Source organism: Pseudomonas sp. JUb42, assembly GCF_024807945.1.
Lineage (GTDB): Bacteria > Pseudomonadota > Gammaproteobacteria > Pseudomonadales > Pseudomonadaceae > Aquipseudomonas.
On record NZ_JANUFD010000022.1, the window covers coordinates 25,545 to 50,431 of the forward strand.

Here is a 24,887-nt window from a genome sequence, read left to right on the forward strand (position 1 = left end):
GGCGAATTCATTCGCGAAAGCGCTCTTGCAGATCAAGAAGATGCATCGAATGTGCTGGCCTCTTCGCGAATGAATTCGCTCCCACAATTCGCTCTCACAATTCGCTGCCACACAACATTTCACCCAGATCGTTATATGTCGCTTTCCAGGAGAAACCCGCATGAACAATCGCCAGACCGAAATCGCCCAGGCCCTCGACGTTGTCGCTCCGTTCACCGACGCAACCCAGGTCCAGGCCGAGATCCGCAAACGCATCGACTTCATCAAACACACCCTGAGCAACAGCGGCATGACCTCGCTGGTGCTGGGCATCAGCGGCGGTGTCGATTCGTCGACCGCTGGGCGTCTGGCGCAGCTGGCGGTGCAGGAGCTGCGTGAAGAAACCGGCAATGCCGCTTACCAGTTCCTCGCCGTGCGCCTGCCCTACAACACCCAGCACGACGAAGCCGACGCCCAGGCCGCGCTGGCCTTTGTCAGCGCCGACGAGACGGTCACGGTCAATATCGCCGCCGGGGTCGCGGGCATGGTCAGCGCCATGCCAGAGCTGGCCGTACTCACCGACGCCCGCCGCGACTTCGTCCTCGGCAATGCCAAGGCGCGCATGCGCATGCTCGCCCAATACACCCTGGCCAACGCGCGCAACGGGCTGGTCATCGGTACGGATCACGCAGCCGAAGCCGTCATGGGTTTCTTCACCAAATTCGGTGACGGCGCCTGCGACCTGGCGCCCTTGAGCGGTCTGGTCAAAGGCCAGGTACGACGCATCGCCGCCGAACTCGGCGCCCCGGCCATACTGGTCGAGAAAACCCCGACCGCCGACCTTGAAGACCTGCGTCCGGGGCTTGCCGATGAACAAGTGCATGGCGTCAGCTACGCGCAGATCGATGGCTTCCTGCAGGGTGAAAAAGTGCCGGATGAGGCGTATGGAATCATCGTTGCCGCCTACGACAAAACCAAGCACAAGCGGGAATTGCCTATCGTGCCAGCAAGCTGAGGCAAGCCTGGGATATAGCGCTACAAACGCGGCCCCCCTGCGGGCCCGGCTTCAGCCGGGCCCGCAGGTCTCATTTCAACCATTGAGTCGAGGTTCGATACACAGCGTAGGCTAGATGTCGATAGCCCAACTATTTATATTTTCGCAAAGAACTTGTACCTGGCCACCTTGGTCTGATTCTGTAACTTCTGCAAAGGAATTCAGAACTCCCATTCCGCCCCTCTCTGCTTTAAATCGCCCCCAACCTATTTTATCAATGCAGCGCCCTGCGGAGGGTTGTATCGCAGACACCTTATGGCCCGCTGAAACTTCCAAACATTATTCGCCTGTGTATTTTCTGCAAGGGATTCAGAAATGCGTGCGCTGTCGTGGGTATTGGCAATAGGGTTAAGTATTACTATATATGGCTGTAGTTTTTTCGATATAAAGCCGCGTTCGATCGCCTATAGCGACGGCGTGCATGACGGCTGCGAGGTCAGGCACAGAGGCGGTTCCTATACCGACCGGGACAGCAATGCGAGAGCGCAACTGCAGGCTGAGTATCACCGGGGCTGGAGCGCCGGTTTCGACTCATGTGGTCACTCCAGTTTTGATGACTGGCCACCGCGTTCGCATAACGAAGATAAAAAGTGCAAACATAAACATAAGCGCTGTTAGTTAAAAGTATTGCCTCTATAACAACGCAAACCAAGGTAGATGCCAACGTGTTGGCGAGGCGGCGTGCCAGAAACTCCGTCTCGCCAACACGTTTGCCCCTGCCGATTTAACTCCCACAGAGAAAGTTGCCCGGCCCCGTCGCACTACCCCCTTCCAACAACGGTATCTGTGCCTCATCTTTCAGATTCACTCCCGACAACTGCCGCACCCAGGCCTCGCGCATCAGGTAGAGCAACTTGTGCGCCGCCATGGCGTAGCTCAGGCCTTCCAGGCGGACGTTGGAGATGCAGTTGCGCGAGGCATCGTTGAGGCCGACCCTGGGCGCGTAGGTAAAGTACAGGCCGAGGCTGTCCGGGGAGCTGAGGCCTGGGCGTTCGCCAATCATGATCACCACCATGCGCGCACCGAGCAGCTGCGCCACTTCATCAGCCACCGCCACCCGGCCCTGCTCGACCACGGCGATGGGCGCCAGGCTCCAGCCCTCGGCGGCGGCCAGTTCACTGATGCGTTGCAGCATCGGCGGCGCATGACGTTGCACGGCCAGAGACGACAGACCGTCAGCGATCACCACACACAGATCGAAGCCTTTGCCATCGAGTGCCTTGAGCTGTTGCACCGAAGCCGCATCCAGACGCCGCCCCAGATCAGGACGTTGCAGGTAGGTATTGCGATCCGCCGCCGAGCTGTGCAGCGCCTGGGTGGCGTGGCCCTGAGCATGGATCAGCTCGCTCAGCCCGGCGACATCCATGGGCAGGTGCACGGCATCCCTGGCCTGAGCGTGGGCATACTGGAAGTCCAACTGCGCCGCAGTCGGCAGACTGGTCCCGGCGCGGCCTAAGGCAATCCGTGCCGGCGTGAGGGCACGCAGCTGGCGCCAGGGGTCGCCACGTTCGGGGAGGTTCTCGTCGCTCATGGAGGGTCCTTACTTCAGTTGCGCCAGGGCCTGGCTGAACAATGGCGGAACACCGGTGCCCAGGCGCAGTTGACCGTCACGCTGGTGCAGGATGTCCATGCGTTCAAGCCAGGCCTCGAACTCCGGCGCCGGGCGCAGGCCCAGAGTCTTGCGCGCATAAAGCGCATCGTGAAAAGACGTGGTCTGGTAGTTGAGCATGATGTCGTCGGAGCCGGGAATACCCATGATGAAATTGATCCCGGCCACCCCGAGCAGCGTCAGCAGCATGTCCATGTCGTCCTGATCGGCTTCGGCATGGTTGGTGTAGCAGATATCGCAGCCCATGGGCACACCCAGCAGCTTGCCGCAGAAGTGGTCTTCGAGCCCGGCGCGGATGATCTGCTTGCCGTTGTACAGGTACTCCGGGCCGATAAAACCGACCACGGTATTGACCAGGAACGGATCAAAATGCCGCGCTACGCCGTAGGCCCTTGCCTCGCAGGTCTGCTGATCGACGTTGTGATGGGCGTTGGCCGACAGCGCACTGCCCTGGCCGGTTTCGAAATACATCAGGTTCTGGCCCAGGGTACCGCGCTTGAGGCTCAGCCCTGCTTCATAGCCTTCCCGGAGGATTTCCAGGCTGATACCGAAACTGGCGTTGGCCGCCTGAGTCCCGGCGATGGACTGAAACACCAGGTCCAACGGCACACCACGCTCGATGGCTGCCACCGATGAGGTGACGTGGGTGAGCACGCAGGACTGGGTGGGAATGCCGTAGTGATTGATCACACCGTCGAGCATCTTCAGCAGTTCGCTGATGGCGCTGAGGCTGTCGGTGGCCGGGTTGATGCCGATCATGGCATCGCCGTTGCCGTACAGCAGGCCATCCATCAGGCTGGCAGCAATGCCGGCCGGATCGTCGGTGGGATGGTTGGGTTGCAGGCGAGTCGACATGCGTCCGCGCAGGCCTACGGTGTTGCGGAAACGGGTGACCACGCGGATCTTTTGCGCGACCAGTACCAGATCCTGCACACGCATGATCTTCGACACTGCGGCGGCCATTTCCGGGGTCAGACCTGGCGCCAGGGCACGCAGGCTGGCTTCATCGGCTTCATCACCGAGCAGCCAGTCGCGAAAGCCGCCGACGGTCAAGTGGCTGACCGGGGCGAAGGCGGCGGCGTCGTGAGTGTCGATGATCAGGCGAGTGACTTCATCGTCTTCGTAGGGGATCAGCGCTTCGTTGAGAAAGCGTTTGAGCGGCACGTCGGCCAGGGCCATCTGCGCGGCGGCGCGCTCGGCATCGCTGTCGGCAGCGACCTCAGCCAGATAGTCCCCGGACCGCGCCGGGCTGGCCTTGGCCAGCAACTGGCGCAGACTGTCGAAGCGCCAGGTCTGGCCACCGACGGTGTGCATGAAGCTCATGACCTACCTCCTCTTTCATCCAACGCCACATCACTGTTTGAAGGAACAGAATTATTGTGGGAGCGAATTTATTCGCGAATGCGGACTTCAGCCAACGACGATTCTGAATGTACCGACCTCTTCGCGAATAAATTCGCTCCCACTGAACTCTCCTCTGCCTTACTGGCCTGCTACGGCCACAACCTGCCCGTCACGATTACGAATGAACCGGCAGAACAACGCGCCAACAATCATCAGGCCAAGGAACACCGAGAAGATCAGCAGGTTGAACCAAATCATCGCGATCAGGCAAACCACCGCCAATACCAGCGCGATACCCGGCACGATCGGATAGCCCGGGGCGCGGAAGGTGCGTTCCAGGTTGGGTTCGGTTTTGCGCAGGCGGAACAGGCTGATCATGCTGACGATGTACATGACGATGGCACCGAACACCGACATGGTGATCATCGCTGCCGTCAGGCTCATGCCCTGCAGGTTGACTACGCCGTCGCTGAAGATCGCCGCGATACCCACCACACCACCGGCCAGAATGGCGCGGTGCGGCGTCTGGAAGCGGTTCAGCTTGGCCAGGCCTGCTGGCAGGAAACCGGCACGGGCCAATGCAAAGAACTGGCGCGAGTAGCCGAGAATAATGCCGTGGAAACTCGCCACCAGACCGAACAGACCGATCCAGACCAGCATGTGCATCCATTTCGAATCACCACCCACCACGCCTTTCATGGCTTGTGGCAGCGGATCGTTGATATTGGACAGAGTGCGCCAGTCGCCCACACCACCAGCGAAAACCATCACACCCAGGGCCAGGATCACCAGAGTGAGGATGCCGCTGATATAGGCACGAGGAATCGTGCGCTTGGGGTCCTTGGCTTCTTCGGCGGCCATGGCGGCGCCTTCAATGGCCAGGAAGAACCAGATGGCGAAAGGAATCGCTGCGAAAATACCGCTCACTGCGCCCATGGAGAAGGTGTCCGCACCGGACCAGCCGCCCAATGCGAAGTTGCTGAAGCTGAACGCTGGCGCAACCACGCCCATGAACACCAGCAGTTCCAGCACGGCCAATACGGTGACAATCAGCTCGAAGGTCGCGGCAATGCTGACGCCGACGATATTCAGGCTCATGAACACCACATAAGCACCTACCGCCGCCCAGCGTGGATCAATCCACGGGAACTGCACTTGCAAGTACGAGCCGATGGCCATGGCAATGGCCGGTGGCGCAAAGACGAACTCGATCAAGGTCGCAAGGCCGGCGATGGTGCCGCCGCCGACACCCAGGGCGCGCAGGCTGTAGGCGAACGGGCCACCGGCGTTGGGGATGGCGGTGGTCATTTCGGTGAAGCTGAAGATAAAGCAGGTATACATCACCGCGACCATCAGCGTGGTCACCAGGAAACCCAGAGTACCGGCGGTACCCCAGCCGTAGCTCCAGCCGAAGTATTCCCCGGAAATCACCAGGCCCACGGCTATACCCCACAGATGCAGGGTCCCCAAAGTCGGTTTGAGTTGCGAAACAGTCATGGCGTGGCCTCTTTGACGAACGGGCGGAATGTGCTCGTTTTTCAGGATAACCACAGCCTGCGGCGCAAGACTTGACGTTGCAGGACAGTCGTTGTCATGCGCGGTCAATTCGGCGGGCCATGCACTGGGATGGCGCGAATACAGGCTCAGTGAACGCCTGTGCACCGTATGGGAACACTGCTACCGAAGACCGCAGATGCGCAAAGTCCGGGGACTGTGAGGGTGTAGCCAAGTAACCCTATGTTTCAAGGCGTGCCAACGATGGCTCTGGCAGACGCCAAGATGAAAGCGGAACAGGTTTTGCTTGAAAACTTTTCATGTTTCTCCTTTGGCTACTGTTCCCATGTCCCACGCGATCTTCCCGTCCCCGCCCCTGAGCACACAGCCTGCCAGCAATCAGGGTGTCCTGTCGGCGGCGGCAAACGGCCTGGGCGCGTTCATCACCGACTTCGGCGGCGATCTGGACCGGATCTTCGGCCGCGCGGGAATACAACAGGAACAGCTGCTGCATCCGACCTTGAGCCTGTGCCTGTCAAACTATTGCGAAGTGCTTGAGGAGTCAGCCCGGCAGACCGGTTGCGACAACTTCGGCCTGCACTACGGCCAGCAATTCCAGCCGCAGGCCCTGGGCCTGCTGGGCTATGTCGGCCTGTGCTCGGAAACCCTTGAAGACGCCCTGGTCAATTTCGCCCAGGCCTTCCCCTTCCATCAGCACAGCACCGCGATCCAGTTGCTCGATGAAGGCGAGTGCTACCGCTTCCATTACCAGATTCGCCATGGCGCCATCGTGCAGCGGCGTCAGGATGCTGAGTTGACCATGGGCATGGCCACCAATCTGCTGCGCCATGTACTGGGCAATGAATGGGGCCCGCGCGAGGTCACCTTCGAACATGACCGCCCCGAGGACGGCCAGGTCCACCGCGACCTGTTCCAGGCCTCGGTGCACTTCTCCCAGACGGCCAACTCGATCCTGATTCCCAAGGCCGAGATCGCCGGCAAGAACATGCCGGGCCGCGATCCGGTACTGCTGATGCTGGTCAACGACGCCATCCGCCGCCTCGGTGCCAGCAGCGGCGGCGACCTGCTCGAACACGTCCGCCAGGCCATTCATAACAGCCTTGATCTGGGCGAACCGGCCCTGGACGAAATCGCCCGGCAGGTGAGTACCAGCGAATGGTCCCTGCAACGGCGCCTGCGCGATCAAGGGGTGAGCTTCAGCCAACTGGTCGATGAAGTGCGTCGCGAGGCTGCGCTATGGTATCTGCGTCAGGAGCGCCTGAGCGTTTCGGAGCTGGCGCTGGTGTTGGGTTACTCGGAAACCAGCGCGTTTTCCCGGGCGTTCCGCCGCTGGTTCGGGGTGAGTCCGCGGCAGTGGCGAACGTTAGATTAATTTAAATCCGTTTTCGTTGGAGCGAGGCTCGCCCGCGAAGAAGCAAATATAAGCAACATGTCTGGTTCTAACGGCACCTTCGCGGGCAAGCCTCGCTTCAACGTCACCGACTCACTGATAGCTCCTCAGCCCTGCTCCACCCTCCCCCCAACGCCTTGATCAGCCCGACATTGGCACTCAACTGCCGGGTCTGCAGATCCAGCACGCTGCGTTGCGCCTGCAGCGATGCGGTCTGGGCCACCACCACATCCAGATAGCCAATCGCGCCTTGTTTATAGCGTTCCAGCGACAGGTTTTCCGTGTAACGCGCCGCTTCGGCCGCTGCACGTTGGTCTTCCAGAGCGCTGCCGAGGCCGTCGATAATGGTCAGGTTATCTTCCACCTGCTCGAACGCACCCAGCACCACTGCGCGGTATTTACTCCCGGCCTCCTCGGTGGCAGCCCGGGCCGAGTCGACTTGGGCCTGGCGCGCGCCAGCATCAAACAGGGTGGTGACCAGCGCCGGTCCGACGGCCCAGAACAGATTGGGCGCGGACAGCAGGTTGGCGAACTCGTCACTCTGGTAGCCGCCCTGGGCACTCAGGCTGATGGTCGGGAACCAGGCGCTGCGGGCCACGCCGATGCGCTTGTTGGCGGCAGCGATACGTCGTTCGGCGGCGGCGATATCCGGGCGTCGTTGCAGCAGGGTCGAGGGCACGCCCACCGGCACGCCGGGCAAGGCAATCGCCGTGGTGTTGACCGGCAAACTGAACTGCGAGGCGGAAACGCCCACCAGTGCGGCAATCGCATGTTCCATCACCGCTCGCTGTACCTGATTCTGCTTGAGCTGCGATTTGGCGGAAGACAGTTGGGTACTGGCCCGGGCCACATCCAGCCCGGAGACAATGCCGCCACCGTGCAATCCTTCGGTCAGGCTGACGGCCCGGGCGAAGGCCTCAGTGGTGGCGCTAAGCAACTGGCTCTGTTGATCCAGCCCGCGCAGTTGAATATAGCTGTCGGCCAATTGCGCCTGCAGGCTCAAACGCGCAGACGCCAGGTCGGCCTGGGAGGCCTGGGCCTCGTCTGTGCCCGCAGCCACGGAGTCGCGCACCCGGCCCCAGAGGTCGACTTCATAGTCGACCTGCAAACCCAAAGTGGCGGAGTCATAGACATTCGCGGTGGTGCTGGAGCGCAATGGCCGGGTATCCGATTGGCGAATCCGCTGACCATTACCGATGCCCTTGATGGTCGGAAACAGGCCCGAGCGCACTTGGGTAACCAGTGCCTGGGCCTGGCTGTAATGGGCCAGGGCTGCGCTCAAGGTTGGGTTATTCAGCAGCAATTGCTGTTGCAAGGCATCCAGTTGCGGGTCCTGATAGATGCGCCACCAGCCATCGCGGCTGATGCTGTCGTTGGGCGTGGCGGTGCTCCAGGCGCCCTGGGTGCGGAACTCGGCCGCGACCGGGGTTTGCGGCACCTTGTACTCCGGGGCCATGGAGCAGGCGCCCAGACCGAGCATCGCCAGTAACAGCAGACTGTATTTAGCCATGGGGTTTGGCCTCGGTTGCTGCTTTTGACAGCTGCACGCTGTCGCTGTCGATCAGGCCGTCAGGCGGTGTGTCGATGACGCGATCAGAGGCCAGCAAGCCGCTGCCGATCTCTACGCTGTCGCCAAAGTCCCGGGCGATGGTCACGCTTTTGAACAGCACATGGTTTTGCTGATCGAGGGTCGCCACGCGCATGCCATGATCGTCAAAGACCAGAGCACTGGCGGGCAGGCGCAGGACGTTGCTCTGCACCGGCAGGTCAAACTGCACGCTGGTATAGGCCCCTGGCAGCAGGCGCCCGGCGGCGTTGTCCACTTGCAGTTGCACGAGAGTGGTCCCGGATGACGCCGTCACCGAGTCCGCCGAGGCAATCACCGTGGCGTTGAACTGCTCCTGTTTGTACTCAGGCACATTCAAGTGCGCCTTGGTACCGACCCGCACCTGCGGCGCGTAACTTTGCGGCACCTGCACATAGACCCGCAGGCGGCTGACATCGGAGACCGCGAACAGCTCCTGCCCGACACCGCCGCTACCGGCGTTGATCAGGGCACCGACATCGGTGGAACGCGACGTCACCACACCATCGAAGGGGGCAGTCAGGCGCTGGAAGCCTTTGGTGGCGATCAGTCGCTCGACATTGGCATTGGCGGCATTGACCTGGGCCTGGCGTGCGGCGAGGTTGCCGACGCGCTCGTCGACGTCCTGTTTCGACACCGAATCGGAAGCAAGCATGGCCTGCCAGCGCTTGGCGGTTGTGCTGGCCAGCGCCGCGTTGGCCTGGGCCGTAGCCAGATCGGCCTTGGCCTGAAGCAGTTGTTGATCAAGCTCGGGGGTGTCGATTTCCGCCAACACCTGACCGGCCTTAACCTTGGCGCCAATATCAGCTTTCCAGGACTTCAGGTAGCCGCCGACCCGGGCGAAGATCGAGGCCCGGGACCAGGCTTCCAGACGTCCCGGCAGGTTCAGCACGCCGCCTTGGGCAGGGACGCTGGGGCTGATCAGGATGACGCTGGGCAGGGCCTGATTGTCGGTCCAGGTCTTCAGCTTGCCAGATTCACTGGCCCGGACGCTGATGCCGTAGAACACGATGGCGGCCACGGCGCCTGCGCCCAGCAGCAGGACGAGCATCGCGCCGCCCTTGCCCCGGCGTGGGGCGGGTTGAGTTGGCAAAGTATCGATGGACATGTCAGAAACCTCGGGCGGTGTTCGCCGCAACAGAAACGCGGCCATGCCGGGCATGGACCAGACTGAAAATGATAGGAACGAGGAACAGCGTGGCGATCGTGGCAAAGCTCAGGCCGCCAATCACCGCACGGCCCAGGGGCGCATTCTGCTCACCGCCCTCGCCCAGGCTCAGGGCCATGGGCGCCATGCCGATGATCATGGAGATGGCAGTCATCAACACCGGACGGAAGCGGGTGAAGCCGGCTTCCAGCGCGGCCCGCAGCGGGTCGCCATGTTCAGCCAGACGTTCGCGGCAGAAACTCACCACCAAAATGGCGTTGGCCGTGGCGACCCCCATGCACATGATCGCCCCGGTCAACGCAGGGACTGACAACGGCGTATGAGTGACGAACAACATCCAGACGATACCGGCCAGCGCCGCAGGCAACGCGGTGATGATCACGAACGGGTCGCTCCAGGACTGGAAGTTGACCACGATCAGCAGGTAGATCAGCACCACCGCCCCCAGCAAACCGAACAGCAGACCACTGAAGGCACTGTTCATGGTGGTCACCTGGCCTTGCAGCGCCACTTTGGAACCCTTGGGCACGTCACTGGCGTGGGCGGCAATGATCGCCTGGATATCCGCCGTCACCCCGCCCAGGTCGCGGCCCTGGGTCGCAGTCAGGATTTCCACCACCGACTGGATATCGGACTGGGTCACCACCGAGTTGCTATGACTACGCTCCACCGTCGCCAGGCCGCCGAGGATCTGCCCGTTATTACCCTGGCCAGCGGCCGTCAGCGGCAGGTTATGCAGCGCCGCCAGAGTGTCGAGGTTGTACTGCGGAGTTTGCAGGACGATGGGATAGGACACGCCATTGGCCGTGTTCAGCCAGAAGGTCGGCGCCACCTGGCTCGATCCCGCCAGGTTGACCACCAGGCTATTGGTGATATCCCGCTCGCTGATGCCCACCAATTGCGCACGGGTGCGGTCGACATTGATCTTGAAGGTCGGCAATTGCTGGGACTGTTGCAACCGCGCATCGGCCACGCCCGGCACCCGGCGAATCTCTCGCAGCAAGGTGCTGGCGTAAGCGAAGTTGGCGGGCAGGTTGTTGCCGGTGATCTGCAGATCAATGGGCGCCGACGAGCCGAAGTTAAGGATCTGCCCGACGATATCCGGCGGCGGGAACGAAAACACCGCATTGGGGAACTCTCGGGGCAGTTGCTCGCGCAAATGACGCACGTAGTCGGCGCTGGGTTGATGGTCTTCCTTGAGACTGATCTGGATATCGCTGTCCTGGGAACCCACCGTGCCGGTGTTGTTATAGGCGGTGTTGATACCGCTGATGGACAGGCCAATGTTATCGACCACGGTGTTCAGGTCGGCCGGATCGATGATCTTGCGCACGCTGTTCTCGATATCGAAAACCAGCTGCGCCGTGCTCTCCACGCGCATGCCGACCGGCGCACGGACGTGCATGAGGATCTGCCCGGAATCCACCGCCGGGAAGAAGTTGCGCCCAAGGAACGGCACCAGCGCAAACGAGGCGATGACAAAGGCAAAGATACTGATCATCACCACTTTGCGATGGCGCAGAGCGCTGTCCAGCAGGTCGTGATAGCCGCCGCGAACCCGCTCGAAACGTGCCTCGAAACCGCGCTGGAAATTCACCAGCGGGTTGCGACTGAGCGCCTTGCCCTCACCTTCGCCATGCAGCACATGGGGCTTGAGCAGGAAGTTGGCCATGGTTGGCACCAGGGTACGCGACAGGATGAACGAGGCGATCATGGCAAAGATCACCGCTTCGGCCATGGGTACGAAGAGAAAGCGCGCCACGCCTTCGAGGAAAAACATCGGCACGAAAACGATGCAGATACACAGCAGCGAGACAAAGGCCGGGGTGACGATCTGCACCGCGCCGTCGAGGATCGCCGTCTCCACCGGCTTGCCCTGTTCCAAGTGCCAATTGATGTTCTCGATAGTCACCGTGGCGTCGTCGACCAGGATACCCACCGCCAATGCCAGCCCGCCCAGGGTCATGATATTCAGGGTTTCGCCGAGCGCCGACAGCGCGGTGATGGACGACAGGATCGCCAGGGGAATTGACACGGCAATGATCACCGTCGAACGCCAACTGCCGAGGAACAGCAGGATCATCAGACTGGTCAACGCCGCCGCGATGAGCCCTTCCCTGGCCACGCCGCTGATGGCCGAGCGCACGAACAGCGACTGGTCGCCGATCAGGTCGATATTCAGGTTATCGGGCAGCAGGCCCTTGGAGTCGGCCAGCTTGTCCTTGATCCCGGCGATCACGCCCAGGGTCGAGGCCGAGCCGGTCTTGAGCACCGGGATCAGCACCGAACGGTTGCCGTTAACGTGGACGATATTGGTCTGCGGCGGGCTGCCGTCCTTCACCGTACCGACGTCACGAATCAGCACTGTGGTGCCGTTGGCGGTCTTGATCGGCAGATCTTCGAGGTCCTTGTAGGCCGTGGGTGAGTTGTTCAGTTGCAGGACATATTCGGCGCTGCCGATCTTCTCGGTGCCCACCGGGGTAATCTGATTCTGGGTTGCCAGGGCATTGGCGACGTCCTGGGCAGACAGGCCACGGGCCTGCATGGCGGCCGAGTCCAGGTCGATCTGCACCTGCCGGGTCTTGCCGCCGAACGGATACGGCAGGGAGGCGCCGGCCACGGTGGTGAGCATCAGGCGCACGGTATTCAGGCCGATATCGCCGAGCTTCTGCTCGCTGAGGCCATTGCCGGACAGCGCCAGCTGCACGATAGGTACGGTGGAGGCGCTGTAGTTGAGGATCAGCGGCGGCACGGTGCCCGGTGGCAGGTTGCGCAGGATGGCCTGGGACACGGAGGTCAATTGGGCGTTGGCGGTACTGATATTGACCCCCGGCTGGAAGAACACCTTGACGATGCCGTAGCCGTTCAGCGATTGCGCCTCGATATGGCGGATGTCGTTGACAGTGGTGGTCAGCACGCGCTCAAAAGGCGACGTGATGCGCCCCGCCATCTGGTCCGGCGGCAGGCCGGTGTACTGCCAGATCACCGCGATCACCGGGATCTTGATCTCCGGAAATATATCGGTCGGCGTTCGCCAGGCCGCCAGCGGGCCGATGATCAGAATGAGAATTGCCAGAACAACGAACGTATAGGGTCGTCGCAATGCGACACGCACAAGGCCGAGCATAGAGGTGATCCAAGCAGAGGGAATGAGCCGCCAGGAAAAGGTGGCATATGCCACAATAATGATATTACTGGCATACGCAAGTAATTTGTTTCAGGTTATGTCTACCTGACCGCAAGGACAGAAACCGCTTGTTCGAGACTGCCTCGCGTGCATAATCGTGGCTTAATCCTGTTGTGATTGCCGACCTCGCAGCCGCAAACACAGCCCGAATTTTATTTGGAACGGGATCTGTAGGTCTGTGTTTACCGCGCGACAGCGCAGTTGATAGGAGAGCCAATACTTTTGAAACTGACTGACTCCTGCCCCGCCCAGAGCATGGCCAGCAGCTGCGCGAACGGTTCGGTACGCCGGGCTTCCCGGCGCCTGGGGCAAATCTATGACGAAGCGTTTACCGACACTGGCCTGAAAGCCACCCAGTATTCGCTGATGTCCCATATCGCCCGGGGTAACGAGCCGAAGATGCGTGATCTGGCTGATGCACTGGTCATGGACTTGTCTGCCCTGAGCCACAGCCTCAAGCCCTTGGTGCGCGATGGTCTGGTCGAAGTACTAGTGGACGAGCTGGATCGGCGCAGCCGGCGGGTGTTGCTGACCGAAAACGGCTGGGCGAAATACCGCGAGGCCCAGCAGATTTCCGAGCGGGTATCGTCGATTTTCGAGAAGGCCTTCGGTATCGAAGAGACCGTCAAGCTGCGCAGCGCCCTGGATCTGATCTCATCGGAAACCTTCGCCCAGTCGCTGCTTGAGGAGCTGCACGCGCCGCTCGAGTGAGCCTGTTCAGCCCCCGGCCAGCGCTGCTTCGGGCGCGCCAGCGGCATTGGTCGAAGCACCAGAGCGAAAGCGCTGGCGATACTCCACCGGGCTGATGGCCAGGCGTTTGACGAACACCCGGCGCAAGCTATCGGCACTGTCAAAACCGCACTGATTGGCAATTTCCTTCATCGACTGCTCGGTGGCCTCCAGGTAGCGCCGAACCGCGTCGATCCGCGCATCAGCGAGAAACGCCATGGGCGGCAAGCCGGTTTCCTTGGTGAACAGCCGCGACAGATTGCGCGGGCTCATGTGCACGCGATCGGCCAGGGACACCAGGCTGTGATTCAGATGCAGGTTGGTCAGCATGTAGTCCTGCACCGCTTCGACATGGGAGTCCACCCCGCCCTGCATGTCCAGCAAGGGACTGAACTGCGACTGGCCACCGGCACGACGCAGGTACACCACAAGGTACTTGGCGACATCGATGGCCATGCGCTTGCCGAAGTCCTCCTCGATCATCAGCAGCGACAGGTCGATGCCCGCAGTCACTCCGGCGGTGGTGTAAATCGTGCCGTCCTTGACGTGAATATGGTCGGGGTCGACATGGGCGGACGGGAACAGCTCGCTCAAATGCGTAGCGTCCATCCAGTGAGTGGTCACCGATTTGCGCTCAATCAGGCCCGCAGCGCCCAGGGCAAACACGCCATTACAGATCGCCGCGAGGCGCCGGCAGCGCTTTTCCTGGACCTTGAGCCAGTCGCACAGGGTCGAGTCGGCGTACACATCGAAAATCCCCAGCCCACCCGGCACGATGATGGTGTCGAAGTGCGGGCAAGGGTCAAAAATCGTTCGGTCGGGAATCACCGTCAAGCCACTGGACGACAGCAGCGGACTGCGCGTGGTGCCCACTGTCAGCATCTCGTATTCACACTCGCCGTTGCTCAGGACCTTGACCTGGGCGAAGGCATCCTTGGGACCGGCGATATCCAGTAGCTGGAAGCCGGGAAACAACACCATTCCCACGCTGATCTTGCGCATAAGGACTCCTGTGCAACGATTGTCGATTCAATGACCGGTCGCGTCCGGACAGGCCCGCGACCGATCGCTACTCATCCTAGTGGAGCAAATTCACCCGCAGGTACAGCTGGCGACTGACGGCGGAACCACCAGGCCGCCACCCCGCCCATGGCCGCCCAGAACACGGCATTGACCAGCAAGGTGGTCAGGCGAAACTGCGCCTGCAGCGCTTCGGGCGCCAGGGAATGGTGCTCGGCAGGTTGCGGTGCGCCGATCAGATGCGGCAACACCAGCAATACCATGGCGATCACCTTGAGGCTCCAGTGCCGGCCGAACACCAGCAGGGCCAGGCCAAGGGCCGTGGCCAATGCCGTGGCGCCCCACCAGTCCTGCCGCGAGGAAAGCTCTGCAGCCGCCGTGCCAGGCAACTCGGGCGGCAGGCCTGCTGCCGGTGCCAGGCAGAAGGTGGCGTAACCGGCCAGGCCCCATAGCACGCCCTGCCAGACCCTGGTCGGCGCCCGCAGATTGAACAACGCGGTGAGCATCAGGGCAAAACCGATGGCGACCACCAGATCACCGCCAAAAGTGGACAAGGTACGCTGCCAGCCGTCCTGCGGTGTCCAGGCTTCGGCATCGTGTTGGTGCTCATGGCTGCCAGCGGCATGGTCATGGGCAGGCTGCACCGCCACTTCGGCGTGCTCATAGGTTTCGGCCTGAAGAATCAGCGGCGTGACCCACAGGCTCTGCATCAGGGTCAGCAGCAATGCCGCGATGGCGCCTGTGTAACAGGCCGTGGTGACTATGTGTTTGAACATGCTCATGCTCCTCTGGGAACGACCATCAATGGCACGGAAAGCCCGAACTGTGGCGGGTGTCGTGGGCGGCGTTGTGCACCAGATCCAGGTGCGAGAAACCGGCGAAGTACACCAGCGACAGGCCCATCAGGATCGAGCCGAAGGTGACCAGCAGGCGGTTGCCACGGCTGTGGGTGGCGGTCTGGGTAAATACAGTGCTGCTCATGGGATGCTCCTCAAAAATCAGTGAATGTCGGGTTTCAGGGCGCCAAGGCGCATTTCCAGTTCACGGGTGTCCAGTAATGAGTGCTCGTGCAGCACCTTGATCAGGGCCTCAAGGAAGCGTTCGTAGTAGTCCCACGGCGGCTGGTTGCCACAAGGCAATTGCTCCCAGGTGGCGATGGAATCGATCAGGTTCTGGCGAAACGCCTCCCACTCGAAATGCCCCTCCTTGGACAGGGCCAGCGCCATGCCGTAAAGGCTGCGCTGCCAGTCCTGGGCGAAGTGCAGACGGCCCTGGGAGCGCGGTGGCGAGTCCTTGTGGCCGAGCATGCTGTTGGCGGCGAACTCTTCGAATCGGGTAAACATCGGCAACTCCTCAGGCGGCGGACAGTTGCACCAGAGCCACGCCCATCATCGATTCGGGGGTAACCAGATCGGCCAGTTGCGCCTCGCTCAAGTGCCCGGAATTGGCAGGACGCTCAGGCACCACGAACCAGCGGATCTGCGCACTGCTGTCCCATACCTCGACCTTGGTTTCGGCGCTCACCGGTACGCCGAATTCGCGCAGCACGGCCCGCGGCTCACGCACGCCGCGGGCGCGGAATACAGGGTCCTTGTACCAGTACGGTGGCAGGCCGAGGATCGGCCACGGGTAGCAGGAACACAGGGTGCAGATGATCAGGTTATGCACCTGGGCACTGTTGGCCACCGCCAGCATGTGCTCGCCCTCGGCACCGTCCATGCCCTGAGCCAGGTTCAGTTCGGCAATGGCCTTGGGCGTGTCGGCCAGCAGGCGTTGCTTATAGGCTTCGTCGACCCAGGCCCGAGCGACGATCTTCGCGCCGTTGAACGGCCCGGCCACGGTTTCGAAGTGGCTGAGCACGGTGTCCACCGAGTCGCTGCCGATCACGCCTTTCTCGATCAGCAAGGCCTCCAGCGCCCGGACTTTCGCCGCGCTTTGGGCCTCACGTTGTTGTTCATACTCGAAGAGCTGGCTCATGGAAAACTCCGCTGCAAGGGTTCGGTTAAACGGCTGGTTGTAGGTAGGCTTCGAACAGGTCGGCGTAGATCGTGGTGTTGGCCTCGCTCTTGCCCTCGCCCCAGATATCCGCAGCGTTAAACGCTACGCGATACACCGGCATCGGCTCGCCGATGCCATCCGGCCCGGTGTTGACGAAGTAAGCAAAGGCCCCGGCATAGACCTCGACAATGGTCCCCGGCTTGTTGCGCAGGTAACCCGGTAGACGGGTGTGGTCCACCGCCACGGGGTCGGCCACTTTCACGCTGGCGCCATTGCGCAACAGCGGTTCGCCTGCATAGGGACGCAAGCCGGAATCGCCTTCGTGCAGGTAGCGCACGATCTGCTCACGAATGGCGGGGCTGGGCTGATCCGGCAGCGGTGCATCGGGTTGTTTGCGGTAGTGCTGCGCCCTGCTCTTGAGGTCTTCGCCAGAGATATAACCCTGGTCAACGAAGAAGCCGGAAATGCCCATCAGCCACTTTTCGTAGTAGCGAAACTTGAAGTAGTCGAACGGCTGCATGCCTTCGGCGCCAGTGCGCAGGGAGGCCCAGGTCCAATCGCTTTTGAACGCAGTCGGCAGGCTGTCCACGGGGTACTTGGGCAAGGCGCCGCTCAAGTGCGCGCTCTCGGCCATCATCACGGTGTGGATGCCGAAGATGCGTTTTTCCCATTCTTCGACGAATACCTGTTTTTCGACGCTCACGGGGCCAAGGTTTTCCAGGCCGCCCAGGTAGTGTTGTAGTTTCATTCGGTACTCCGGTGTGCTGTGACAGAAATCAGGCCAGTTGTGGGTCGGGCTTGCTGGTCAGGGCGTCGCCCAGACGCTCGGAGACATAACCGAATACCGCGCCGGTGATCAGTGCCGCTGCGGCGATCAGTGCCGGGTTGGCCAGGCCGGAAGTCGTCATGGGTTTGCCGCCCACAGCCGTCGTACCCACAGTCGAGGCAAAGCCCCAGACAATCGCCGGCAGGATGCTCAGCAGCGGCACCTTGGAGGCCTGGACCATGCCCGCGCTGCCAATCCCCACCAGAATGGCGATGAAGAACGGCGCCTCACTGACCGTGGCGATGCCCAGCAGCACCAGGGAGCTGATCACCAGCCCGGTGAGATTGGAGGCGACGCTGCGGACAAACCCGGCACTGCCGCCGCCGACGATGAAGAACGACGCCCAGGCAATGAACGTGACCCACACCGGTACGGGAAACACCGTGGCCGTGATGTAGGTGTCCAGTACCGCGAGGAGGCCGATGCTGACGGTGTAGGCTTCTTGCTTTTTCATGGGACGATTTCCTGACAGGAGGTTGGCGTTGTTGTTGGCAGGCTGAAAAACAAATCAGGCGGCTTGCAGGCAATCGAGAAAGCCTTGCAGCAGGTGTTCGCTGTCCAGATCGCGACCGATGAAGACAAAGCGGTTGAGGCGTTCTTCGTCGCTTGCCCAGCGCGGCCCCGGCACCGCTTCCAGCAGCATGTGCACGCTGTGAAAATGGAAACGTCGGGCTTCGCTGGCGAAATTGAGCAGGCCTTTCATGCGCATCAATTGCTGGCCGTTGCTCTGCACCAGCTGGTTGATCCAGCGGTTGAAGCGCTCGGCATCCAGGGCACCGGCCGAAATCACGGAACAGGAGGAAATGGAGGCGTCGTGTTGGTGGTCATGACCCTCGTCGTCGAGGATGTCCGGCTCGATCATCAGCAGGTTGGGCAGAGAGAAACGCTTGGTGCCCAACAGCTCATTCACCGGCACTTGCGAATGGTTGGTCTGTACGACCGTCGCCGTACTGTTGAGCAACTTGATCTGCCGACGCAGCGCCGCCAGCCGGGCCTGACTGACCAGGTCGGTCTTGTTGAGGATCAGGGTGTCGGCGAAGGCGATCTGCTCGCGGACGATCTCATCGTCCAGTTGCCCATCCAGATGCAGGGCATCGATCACGGTGACCACCGACTCCAGCTCTACGCGAGTGCGCAGGTCCGGGTCAGCGAGGAAGGTTTGCAATACGGGTGCAGGGTCGGCCAGACCCGAGGTTTCGATGATCAGGCGATCCAGGCGATTACCCGCCAGAGCCAGCATCTCCTTGACGCTGCTGACCAGGTCGGCGCGTACCGTGCAGCATACGCAGCCATTGTTGATCTCGATAAGCGCTTGCTGCTCCGAGACGATCAACTGGCCGTCAATGCCCACTTCCCCGAATTCGTTGACGACAACGCCGATCCGGTAGTGCCGGTTCTGTTGCAGCAGATGATTGACCAGGGTGGTCTTGCCCGCCCCGAGAAAACCGGAAATGACCGTGACCGGGATTTTTCCAATCGACATGATTCACACCTTGTAGTGGCCGTGTTTGGCGCCGCCGGATTCAGCGGCTTTCGGGCTACAGGTGCGATTTCCAGTCCGGTTTTTATCGGCTGTCCACGCCGGTCACGTTGTTGTCACGTTTGGTTGGGTTATATGGCCAGAATGGTCGGCACGGGCAGAAACGGACAGCTGGCTTTTTTTGCGGAGGGCGTCAGGCGGGGGAATGTATTGATCGGGGGCACTGTTTCGGGGCGGATGCACTGATTTGAAGTCGTTGGAGCGAGGCTTGCCCGCGAACCAGGCGGCGCGGCGTGTCAGATGCACCGCGTTATCGTTCTTCGCGGGCAAGCCGCGCGACCACAGAATCACGCGGCACTGCTATTCGCTTTTAGAACACCAACTTGTAGCCAATCAAAACCAGCATCGTCGCCAGGCAAGGCCGTAGCACCTCATCCGAGATACGCCCGCTCAACTGGCTGCCCACATAGATACCCGGCAGCGAGCCCATGAGCAGGAAGCCGAGCACCGACCAGTCCATATTGCCCATGCTCGCATGGCCCAGGCCGGCGACCAGAGTCAGGGGCACGGCGTGGGCGATTTCGGTGCCGACCAGACGGCGTGTAGGCAGCAGCGGATAGAGGATAAACAGTGCCACTGTGCCCAGAGCGCCCGCGCCGATAGACGTCAGCGCAACCATGATGCCGAGGATCAGGCCGGTGACAACGGTCATCACATTGAGGCGTCGCCCGCCGGGCTGGTAGTTGCCGCCAGCGCGCTTGTGGGCGAAGGCCAGCAGGCGCTTCTTGAAGAAAATTGCCAGGGCGGTGAGCAGCAGGACCACGCCCAGGGCCTGTTTGATCACGCTGTTCAGGGCCGTCGGCGAGGTTTGCAGCTCGCTGAGGAACCACAGGGTCAGAGCTACGCCAGGCACGCTGCCCATCGTCAGCCAACCGGTAATGCCCCAGTCAATATTGTCGTTCTTGCGATGCACCAGCACGCCGCCGGATTTGGTAATGGCGGCATACAGCAGGTCGGTGCCGACCGCCGTCGCCGGATTGATGCCGAACCACAGCAGGATGGGCGTCATCAACGACCCACCACCGACACCGGTCATGCCAACGATAAAGCCCACGAGCAAACCCGCAACCACCAGACCTGTACTACCGAAATCCATCGTGATGCCTTATCTAATGCTGCTATTGCATGGAAAAACGCGCAGCAGCATAACGACTTTCCTCAATAGCCCTTAGAACGATGCGGTCTAACTTTATAACCGGGTCGACTTTCATTTGACGCAGTCTTTTGGCTGCGGGCATGATCAGTCCATGACTTTCATTCAGTTCACCTCGACCACTACCACCACGACCGCCCCTGGCGGGCCGCCGGTGTGTACGTGAGCTGAACAAACGTATTACCCAAGGCCCCGCCAGCAATGGACGGGGCCTTTTTTGTGCGCCGTCCGGACTGGTTCATGAAAAGGAGATCCACATGTCCGTATCCGCCCCCCGCCGCGCCCTGCTGGTCATCGATATGCAGGTCGGCCTGTTCCACGGCGCCGAGCAGCCTTTCGAGGGTGAGCGCATCCTCGCCAACATCAACGCGCTGTCCCGCAACGCACGGCAGGCAGGTTGCCCGGTGATTCTGGTACGCCATACCGGCTCCGACGGCTCGCCAATTGCCGCAGGCAGCCCGTTCTGGCAACTGGTGCCAGGCCTGGAGATCGATGCCAGCGTGGATATCTTTATCGACAAGAGCCGCCCCAGTTGCTTTCAGGGTACGGGGCTTGCCGAGCGGCTTGTCGAGGCGGCAGTCACTGAAGTGGTGATTTGCGGGATGAAAACCCAGTACTGCGTCGACAGCACCTGCCGGCAGGCCCGGGACCTGGGTTTCCAGGCGGTACTGGTGGCGGATGCCCACACCTGTATGGACACCCCGGCGCTCTCGGCCGGGGCGATTATCGAGCACCATAACCAGACCCTGAACGGGCCTTTTGTGAACTTGCTGAACGCCAGCCAAACGACTTTCTGATACAGGCAATTCAGTGCAACTTCGCCCCATCGATCCTGTCGATACTTAACATCGGCAGGAGCGCCCTTCCGCTGAAAATTCGTGAGCGTACTATCTATTCCAACATCACACGTAATCGAGGAGCCTGACCATGCTGGTACATCTACTGACTTGCCTGACACTGACAGCCCTGACCGGTTACGTGTTTTCCCTGATTCTGTTCAGCCCGCTGAGCAACGCCGACAACGCCCATGAAGATGAGCACGACCACGGCCCACAGCGCGCGTAAGCCTTATCAAACTGTTTGAATGACTGGCCCGGAGTATTCGATATGCCTCAAACCCTCTCTTTGCACGTCTCGTTCCCCAACTTCGGCAGAAACTACTATTCCCAGCACGTCGTCTATAACCGCAAGTCAGCTCTGGTGGTCGACGACCGCTTCGATGACTTCCTGATGTCCTCAGCTTCGCTGCACTTCAATAATGCGGTGATCGGCCTGAACGACCAGTTCCGCTTTCTCAACGACATCCTCGCCCATCATCTGCTGGAGCAAGAAGCAGAACACCGCCCTCATCATGCACGGCAGGCCAGTCAGGGGTTGCAGGCCTGAAGCCTAGCTATCACATCGCAAATACAACGCAATTATCTAAATTGAAATGATAGTTTTGTAGGAGCTGCCGAAGGCTGCGAAAAGGTCTATCTGATACACCGATTTCGCAGCCTTCGGCAGCTCCAACAGATCAGCGTTTGCCGCACAACAGCGCGGCGTCGAAATGGCGCTGCTATCCCCCAGATATCAGGCCCAACCATCCTTGCGCTTGCGCCCACGGGTCAGCGCCGGAAGGATCAGCCCCAGCAACAGCCCTCCACCGGCAATCGAGCCACCGTAGACCATATAGCGCATCAACACCTGGTTGTTCTCGTCCCCCAGTTTGGCCTGGGTGGAGCGTAGTTCCGACTGGGCGGCACTCAATTGGTCATTGAGGGTCTTGGTGCGATTTTCCAGGTCATCGATCATGGCTTTGCGCGAGTCCATGGTTTCCTGCATGCCCTGCACCCGGGTCTTCCAGGTGCTATCGATATTGTCGAGCTGGCCGGTCAGGTCAGCGACTTTCTGGGTCAGTTGCGGAAGGCGTTCGGCCTGGCCGGGGACGTCCTGCAAATCAGCATTGGGAATCCACACGGTGCCGCCGCCTTCGCCGCGAACCTGGCTGTAATCGCCCTGGGTGCTGATCAGATCAACCTTCTGCCCGGACTTGAGGGTGCCGACGATGCGATAGCCATCGGTCGGCCCGCTGCGTACGTATGTGCTGAGGGTGTCACTGACCCAACGTTCGTTAGTGGCGGCCTGGGCTGCACTGACGCCGAAGGTGGTCAGCAGGCAGATGCCCAGCACGCGCCGCGATTGGCTGGAAATACGGGAAAAAAGTCGAGAACGGTGACGAGACATAGGCATGGTGATCTTCAATAAAAAGTACACAAGGCGCCGAAACCCGGGCCGATTGACGATAGAGCCACCTTCACTAGCTGGCTGTTTGTGCAGGGAAGTACGCTGAAAATCCTCCCTGACGACTGACCGGACAGCCACGCCACCCGATCGATCCGCACACTGACAGACCATACAAATCGTTTCAGGTTCATTGATCGGTCTGCCGCATATCGCGTAACCGGCTATGCTGGCGCGCCCTTTTCTTCCCGGTTTTGCTGAGGCCGCCCCATGTCAGAGCGTGAAATCATCATCCCGCCATCCATGCAACCCATCGTCGAACGCGCCGGTTACGCACCTGCGGTCAGGATCGACAAGACGATCTACTGCGCCGGCCAGGTCGGGCGCACAGCAGCGCTGGAGGTGATCGCCGAGCCCGAGGCGCAATTCGTCGCCTGCTGGGAAAACCTGCGTGAAGTGCTGGCCGCTGCAGGCTGCACCTTCGAGGATGTGGTGGAAATGACTACTTACCATGTTGCCATGAGCCAGCACATGGCGGTGTTCCGCGAGGTCAAGAACCGCCTGTTCCCCCGCGGCCTGTGCGCCTGGACCTCGATTGGCGTCAGCGAACTGGCCCATCCGGGGCTGTTGGTGGAGATCAAGTGCATCGCGGTACAACCCTCGTAAGCAGGGGCCCGGAACGTTTACAGTCACCGCGCGTCAGTTAATGCGCCAAGGCAAGCGTCTTGGAGTTGCAATGTAGCGGCCTGACAGTGATATCGTAATGAAATCATCGCTCTAGGCCGCCCTGGCGCTACAGCCTTTATATATCCATGTAATCAGGGTTTTTCCATGCCTCATCGCCCAGCGCCGTTTCCCTTGGACGAAGCCCGTCGCATTGATGCCCTCGAACATTTCGAGATTCTCGACAGCGAGCATGAGCAGGCTTTCGACGATATCGTGCAACTGGCCACCGCCCTGTGCGAGGTGCCGATTGCCCTGGTCTCGCTGGTCGACCGCGAACGCCAGTGGTTCAAGGCCTGCATCGGCCTGGATGTCGCCGAAACCCATCGCGATCTGGCGTTCTGCGCCCATGCCATCCTCGAACCGGACAGCCTGTTGATCGTCGAAGACGCCACCCGGGACCCACGCTTTCAGGAAAGCCCGTTGGTGCTGGGGCCGCCGTTTATCCGTTTCTATGCCGGTGCGCCGATTATTACCGAGGGCGGTCATGCCCTGGGCACCGTCTGCGTCATCGATACCGTGCCGCGCACCCTGTCCGACGTACAGTACAAAGCATTGCAGGCATTGGCCCGGCAAACGGCAGCGCTGGTGCAACTGCGCCTGCTCAATGAGCAACAGGCTGAACAGACCCGCGTGCTCAGCCGCCAGATCATCGAAGCCCTGGCCGATGGCCACGACCAGAATGCACCGCTGCGGCAAAAACAGCGCGTGGCCTCGGTCGGCCAGTTGACCAGCGGCATCGCCCATGACTTCAACAACCTGCTGCAATCGATCAGCGTCAGTTTCCAGTTGATCGAACGCAAATCCCGCCAGCCGGATGACGTTCTGCGCTGGGCGGCCATGGGCCTGCAGGCGGTGGCCAAAGGTGCCAGCCTGATTGGCCATCTGCTGGCGTTCTCCCGCGACGCAGCGCCCGACCCGCAAGTACTGGACATCGGCACGCGCATCGACAGCATGCGCGACCTGCTCTGCCGCGTGCTCGGCCCCGAGGTGCAACTGGACTTCGTGTTCTACCCGATTCCGCTCAAGGTGCTGTGCGACGCCACGCAACTGGAAGCAGCGATGCTCAACCTGCTGATCAACGCCCGCGACGCCATGGGTAATGTCGGCCAGATCCGCGTGTCCACGCACGCCCTGAATCTCAGGGGCGACGCGGAGCTGCCGGACGGACGCTATCTGGAGCTGTCCGTCAGTGACAGCGGCCCAGGCATGAGCGCAGAAGTGGCCGCGCGGGTCTTCGAGCCATTTTTCACGACCAAAAAGGACGGCAAAGGCACCGGCCTGGGCCTGGCGCAGGTCTATGGCTTTGCCCTCAAGGCCGGGGGTATCGCGCGGGTACACAGCGAGCCGGGCAAAGGCACGACGCTGCAACTGCTGCTCAAGGTAGTCGACGACGAGCCGACCCTGATCAGCGCCGAATCCGACCCCGCCCAACCAGCCAATATCAAGGCCCACGCGCATATCCTGCTGGTGGACGACGATCTGTTGATTCGCAACAGCCTGGGCGAGCTGCTGGCTGACAGTGGCTACGATGTCTCCACGGCCAGCACCAGCAGCGGCGCCATGCAGGTCATTGAGCAGCGTGTCCCGGACCTGGTGGTCACCGACTACGCCATGCAAGGCTTCAGCGGTGCGGATTTGGCGCGCATGCTCCATGAGGTCATGCCTGGCTTGCCGATCGTATTCATGACCGGCGATGCCGATCTGGACTCAGTACGCGACAAGATCGGCGCCACGGCACCGTTGCTGCAAAAGCCGGTACTGGTGGAGGATTTGGTGGCTACGGTAGAGAGGTTGTTGGCGTAGTAGCCGCAATCCTGTTCAGGCAGGAGCAAATGATGTGA

At 61.1% G+C, this 24,887-nt stretch carries 24 protein-coding genes; 8 read left to right on the plus strand and 16 right to left on the minus strand.

The window, feature by feature from the left end; all coding sequences use genetic code 11:
- Positions 1 to 160 precede the first annotated feature (160 nt).
- Positions 161 to 994: an ammonia-dependent NAD(+) synthetase gene (gene nadE / locus M2401_RS31845; RefSeq protein WP_259110260.1), complete on the plus strand. Its 834-nt coding sequence runs from the start codon at positions 161 to 163 to the stop codon at positions 992 to 994.
- Between the two features lie 763 nt (positions 995 to 1,757).
- Here nadE and eutC read toward each other — a convergent pair.
- The 3 genes from eutC to eat form a co-directional block, all read right to left on the minus strand.
- Positions 1,758 to 2,564, minus strand: a complete 807-nt coding sequence (gene eutC / locus M2401_RS31850; protein WP_259110263.1) for an ethanolamine ammonia-lyase subunit EutC — start codon at positions 2,562 to 2,564, stop codon at positions 1,758 to 1,760.
- A 9-nt stretch (positions 2,565 to 2,573) separates the two neighbouring features.
- Complete coding sequence (locus M2401_RS31855; protein ID WP_259110265.1) at positions 2,574 to 3,965, minus strand: ethanolamine ammonia-lyase subunit EutB; 1,392 nt, start codon at positions 3,963 to 3,965, stop codon at positions 2,574 to 2,576.
- A 159-nt stretch (positions 3,966 to 4,124) separates the two neighbouring features.
- The gene (gene eat, locus M2401_RS31860; RefSeq protein ID WP_259110267.1) at positions 4,125 to 5,483 is read right to left on the minus strand and encodes an ethanolamine permease; all 1,359 of its coding nucleotides are present in this window, start codon (positions 5,481 to 5,483) and stop codon (positions 4,125 to 4,127) included.
- 343 nt (positions 5,484 to 5,826) lie between these two features.
- Between eat and M2401_RS31865 the strand changes: the two genes are divergently transcribed.
- Positions 5,827 to 6,873 carry an AraC family transcriptional regulator gene (locus tag M2401_RS31865; protein WP_259110269.1) on the plus strand — a complete coding sequence of 349 codons (1,047 nt, stop codon included), beginning with the start codon at positions 5,827 to 5,829 and terminating at the stop codon, positions 6,871 to 6,873.
- A gap of 103 nt (positions 6,874 to 6,976) precedes the next feature.
- Here M2401_RS31865 and M2401_RS31870 read toward each other — a convergent pair whose 3' ends face one another.
- Genes M2401_RS31870 through M2401_RS31880 form a run of 3 tightly spaced genes read right to left on the minus strand, consistent with a single transcriptional unit; the run spans position 6,977 to position 12,771 of the window.
- Entirely contained in the window at positions 6,977 to 8,401 is a 1,425-nt protein-coding gene (locus tag M2401_RS31870) for an efflux transporter outer membrane subunit (RefSeq protein WP_259110271.1), read from the minus strand.
- Positions 8,394 to 9,584 (minus strand): efflux RND transporter periplasmic adaptor subunit, encoded by a 1,191-nt coding sequence (locus M2401_RS31875; protein ID WP_259110273.1) that lies wholly within the window; start codon positions 9,582 to 9,584, stop codon positions 8,394 to 8,396. The genes M2401_RS31870 and M2401_RS31875 overlap by 8 nt, the downstream gene beginning before the upstream one ends.
- Before the next feature lies 1 nt (position 9,585).
- Positions 9,586 to 12,771 carry an efflux RND transporter permease subunit gene (locus tag M2401_RS31880; protein ID WP_259110275.1) on the minus strand — a complete coding sequence of 1,062 codons (3,186 nt, stop codon included), beginning with the start codon at positions 12,769 to 12,771 and terminating at the stop codon, positions 9,586 to 9,588.
- A gap of 282 nt (positions 12,772 to 13,053) precedes the next feature.
- On the opposite strand from M2401_RS31880, the gene M2401_RS31885 reads away from it, so the two are divergent.
- A complete protein-coding gene (locus M2401_RS31885; RefSeq protein ID WP_259110277.1) occupies positions 13,054 to 13,542 on the plus strand; it encodes a MarR family winged helix-turn-helix transcriptional regulator in 489 nt (162 codons plus the stop codon).
- Between the two features lie 6 nt (positions 13,543 to 13,548).
- Here the strand turns inward: M2401_RS31885 and M2401_RS31890 are convergent, their stop codons facing one another.
- The 9 genes from M2401_RS31890 to M2401_RS31930 form a co-directional block, all read right to left on the minus strand.
- On the minus strand, positions 13,549 to 14,562 hold the full coding sequence (locus tag M2401_RS31890; RefSeq protein ID WP_259110279.1) for a GlxA family transcriptional regulator: 1,014 nt from the start codon (positions 14,560 to 14,562) through the stop codon (positions 13,549 to 13,551).
- Between the two features lie 71 nt (positions 14,563 to 14,633).
- Complete coding sequence (locus tag M2401_RS31895; RefSeq protein WP_259110281.1) at positions 14,634 to 15,356, minus strand: CbtA family protein; 723 nt, start codon at positions 15,354 to 15,356, stop codon at positions 14,634 to 14,636.
- A 25-nt stretch (positions 15,357 to 15,381) separates the two neighbouring features.
- On the minus strand, positions 15,382 to 15,561 hold the full coding sequence (locus tag M2401_RS31900) for a CbtB domain-containing protein (RefSeq protein ID WP_259110283.1): 180 nt from the start codon (positions 15,559 to 15,561) through the stop codon (positions 15,382 to 15,384).
- Positions 15,562 to 15,578: 17 nt separating this feature from the next.
- Positions 15,579 to 15,923, minus strand: coding sequence for a nitrile hydratase accessory protein (locus tag M2401_RS31905; RefSeq protein ID WP_259110286.1), 345 nt, complete (start codon positions 15,921 to 15,923; stop codon positions 15,579 to 15,581).
- 10 nt (positions 15,924 to 15,933) lie between these two features.
- The gene (nthA, locus tag M2401_RS31910) at positions 15,934 to 16,557 is read right to left on the minus strand and encodes a nitrile hydratase subunit alpha (protein WP_259110288.1); all 624 of its coding nucleotides are present in this window, start codon (positions 16,555 to 16,557) and stop codon (positions 15,934 to 15,936) included.
- A 25-nt stretch (positions 16,558 to 16,582) separates the two neighbouring features.
- Positions 16,583 to 17,326 carry a nitrile hydratase subunit beta gene (gene nthB, locus M2401_RS31915; protein WP_259110290.1) on the minus strand — a complete coding sequence of 248 codons (744 nt, stop codon included), beginning with the start codon at positions 17,324 to 17,326 and terminating at the stop codon, positions 16,583 to 16,585.
- A 28-nt stretch (positions 17,327 to 17,354) separates the two neighbouring features.
- Entirely contained in the window at positions 17,355 to 17,858 is a 504-nt protein-coding gene (locus M2401_RS31920) for a DUF1097 domain-containing protein (RefSeq protein WP_259110292.1), read from the minus strand.
- A 54-nt stretch (positions 17,859 to 17,912) separates the two neighbouring features.
- Complete coding sequence (locus tag M2401_RS31925) at positions 17,913 to 18,887, minus strand: GTP-binding protein (protein WP_259110295.1); 975 nt, start codon at positions 18,885 to 18,887, stop codon at positions 17,913 to 17,915.
- A gap of 367 nt (positions 18,888 to 19,254) precedes the next feature.
- Entirely contained in the window at positions 19,255 to 20,040 is a 786-nt protein-coding gene (locus M2401_RS31930; RefSeq protein ID WP_259110297.1) for a sulfite exporter TauE/SafE family protein, read from the minus strand.
- Between the two features lie 314 nt (positions 20,041 to 20,354).
- On the opposite strand from M2401_RS31930, the gene M2401_RS31935 reads away from it, so the two are divergent.
- The 3 genes from M2401_RS31935 to M2401_RS31945 all read left to right on the plus strand — a co-directional run bounded on the left by M2401_RS31935 (position 20,355) and on the right by M2401_RS31945 (position 21,483).
- Entirely contained in the window at positions 20,355 to 20,894 is a 540-nt protein-coding gene (locus tag M2401_RS31935) for a cysteine hydrolase family protein (protein ID WP_259110299.1), read from the plus strand.
- 130 nt (positions 20,895 to 21,024) lie between these two features.
- A complete protein-coding gene (locus tag M2401_RS31940; RefSeq protein WP_259110300.1) occupies positions 21,025 to 21,162 on the plus strand; it encodes a hypothetical protein in 138 nt (45 codons plus the stop codon).
- A gap of 42 nt (positions 21,163 to 21,204) precedes the next feature.
- Positions 21,205 to 21,483, plus strand: coding sequence for a hypothetical protein (locus M2401_RS31945; protein WP_259110302.1), 279 nt, complete (start codon positions 21,205 to 21,207; stop codon positions 21,481 to 21,483).
- Between the two features lie 186 nt (positions 21,484 to 21,669).
- Here M2401_RS31945 and M2401_RS31950 read toward each other — a convergent pair whose 3' ends face one another.
- Positions 21,670 to 22,323, minus strand: a complete 654-nt coding sequence (locus M2401_RS31950; RefSeq protein WP_259110394.1) for a TIGR04211 family SH3 domain-containing protein — start codon at positions 22,321 to 22,323, stop codon at positions 21,670 to 21,672.
- Between the two features lie 267 nt (positions 22,324 to 22,590).
- Between M2401_RS31950 and M2401_RS31955 the strand changes: the two genes are divergently transcribed.
- Positions 22,591 to 22,986, plus strand: a complete 396-nt coding sequence (locus tag M2401_RS31955; RefSeq protein WP_259110304.1) for a RidA family protein — start codon at positions 22,591 to 22,593, stop codon at positions 22,984 to 22,986.
- A gap of 165 nt (positions 22,987 to 23,151) precedes the next feature.
- Positions 23,152 to 24,849: an ATP-binding protein gene (locus M2401_RS31960; RefSeq protein WP_310504169.1), complete on the plus strand. Its 1,698-nt coding sequence runs from the start codon at positions 23,152 to 23,154 to the stop codon at positions 24,847 to 24,849.
- Positions 24,850 to 24,887: the final 38 nt, after the last annotated feature.

Bases quoted from the DNA above. Each gene is read 5' to 3' on its own strand.
- eutC (WP_259110263.1), bottom strand. From the start codon at position 2,564: ATGAGCGACGAGAACCTCCCCGAACGTGGCGACCCCTGGCGCCAGCTG.
- M2401_RS31950 (WP_259110394.1), bottom strand. From the start codon at position 22,323: ATGTCTCGTCACCGTTCTCGACTTTTTTCCCGTATTTCCAGCCAATCG.
- M2401_RS31855 (WP_259110265.1), bottom strand. From the start codon at position 3,965: ATGAGCTTCATGCACACCGTCGGTGGCCAGACCTGGCGCTTCGACAGT.
- M2401_RS31905 (WP_259110286.1), bottom strand. From the start codon at position 15,923: ATGTTTACCCGATTCGAAGAGTTCGCCGCCAACAGCATGCTCGGCCAC.
- M2401_RS31890 (WP_259110279.1), bottom strand. From the start codon at position 14,562: ATGCGCAAGATCAGCGTGGGAATGGTGTTGTTTCCCGGCTTCCAGCTA.
- M2401_RS31930 (WP_259110297.1), bottom strand. From the start codon at position 20,040: ATGGATTTCGGTAGTACAGGTCTGGTGGTTGCGGGTTTGCTCGTGGGC.
- eat (WP_259110267.1), bottom strand. From the start codon at position 5,483: ATGACTGTTTCGCAACTCAAACCGACTTTGGGGACCCTGCATCTGTGG.
- M2401_RS31920 (WP_259110292.1), bottom strand. From the start codon at position 17,858: ATGAAAAAGCAAGAAGCCTACACCGTCAGCATCGGCCTCCTCGCGGTA.
- M2401_RS31870 (WP_259110271.1), bottom strand. From the start codon at position 8,401: ATGGCTAAATACAGTCTGCTGTTACTGGCGATGCTCGGTCTGGGCGCC.
- M2401_RS31880 (WP_259110275.1), bottom strand. From the start codon at position 12,771: ATGCTCGGCCTTGTGCGTGTCGCATTGCGACGACCCTATACGTTCGTT.
- M2401_RS31865 (WP_259110269.1), top strand. From the start codon at position 5,827: ATGTCCCACGCGATCTTCCCGTCCCCGCCCCTGAGCACACAGCCTGCC.
- M2401_RS31900 (WP_259110283.1), bottom strand. From the start codon at position 15,561: ATGAGCAGCACTGTATTTACCCAGACCGCCACCCACAGCCGTGGCAAC.
- nadE (WP_259110260.1), top strand. From the start codon at position 161: ATGAACAATCGCCAGACCGAAATCGCCCAGGCCCTCGACGTTGTCGCT.
- M2401_RS31935 (WP_259110299.1), top strand. From the start codon at position 20,355: ATGTCCGTATCCGCCCCCCGCCGCGCCCTGCTGGTCATCGATATGCAG.
- M2401_RS31955 (WP_259110304.1), top strand. From the start codon at position 22,591: ATGTCAGAGCGTGAAATCATCATCCCGCCATCCATGCAACCCATCGTC.
- M2401_RS31945 (WP_259110302.1), top strand. From the start codon at position 21,205: ATGCCTCAAACCCTCTCTTTGCACGTCTCGTTCCCCAACTTCGGCAGA.
- M2401_RS31940 (WP_259110300.1), top strand. From the start codon at position 21,025: ATGCTGGTACATCTACTGACTTGCCTGACACTGACAGCCCTGACCGGT.
- M2401_RS31875 (WP_259110273.1), bottom strand. From the start codon at position 9,584: ATGTCCATCGATACTTTGCCAACTCAACCCGCCCCACGCCGGGGCAAG.
- M2401_RS31895 (WP_259110281.1), bottom strand. From the start codon at position 15,356: ATGTTCAAACACATAGTCACCACGGCCTGTTACACAGGCGCCATCGCG.
- nthA (WP_259110288.1), bottom strand. From the start codon at position 16,557: ATGAGCCAGCTCTTCGAGTATGAACAACAACGTGAGGCCCAAAGCGCG.
- M2401_RS31925 (WP_259110295.1), bottom strand. From the start codon at position 18,887: ATGTCGATTGGAAAAATCCCGGTCACGGTCATTTCCGGTTTTCTCGGG.
- nthB (WP_259110290.1), bottom strand. From the start codon at position 17,326: ATGAAACTACAACACTACCTGGGCGGCCTGGAAAACCTTGGCCCCGTG.
- M2401_RS31960 (WP_310504169.1), top strand. From the start codon at position 23,152: ATGCCTCATCGCCCAGCGCCGTTTCCCTTGGACGAAGCCCGTCGCATT.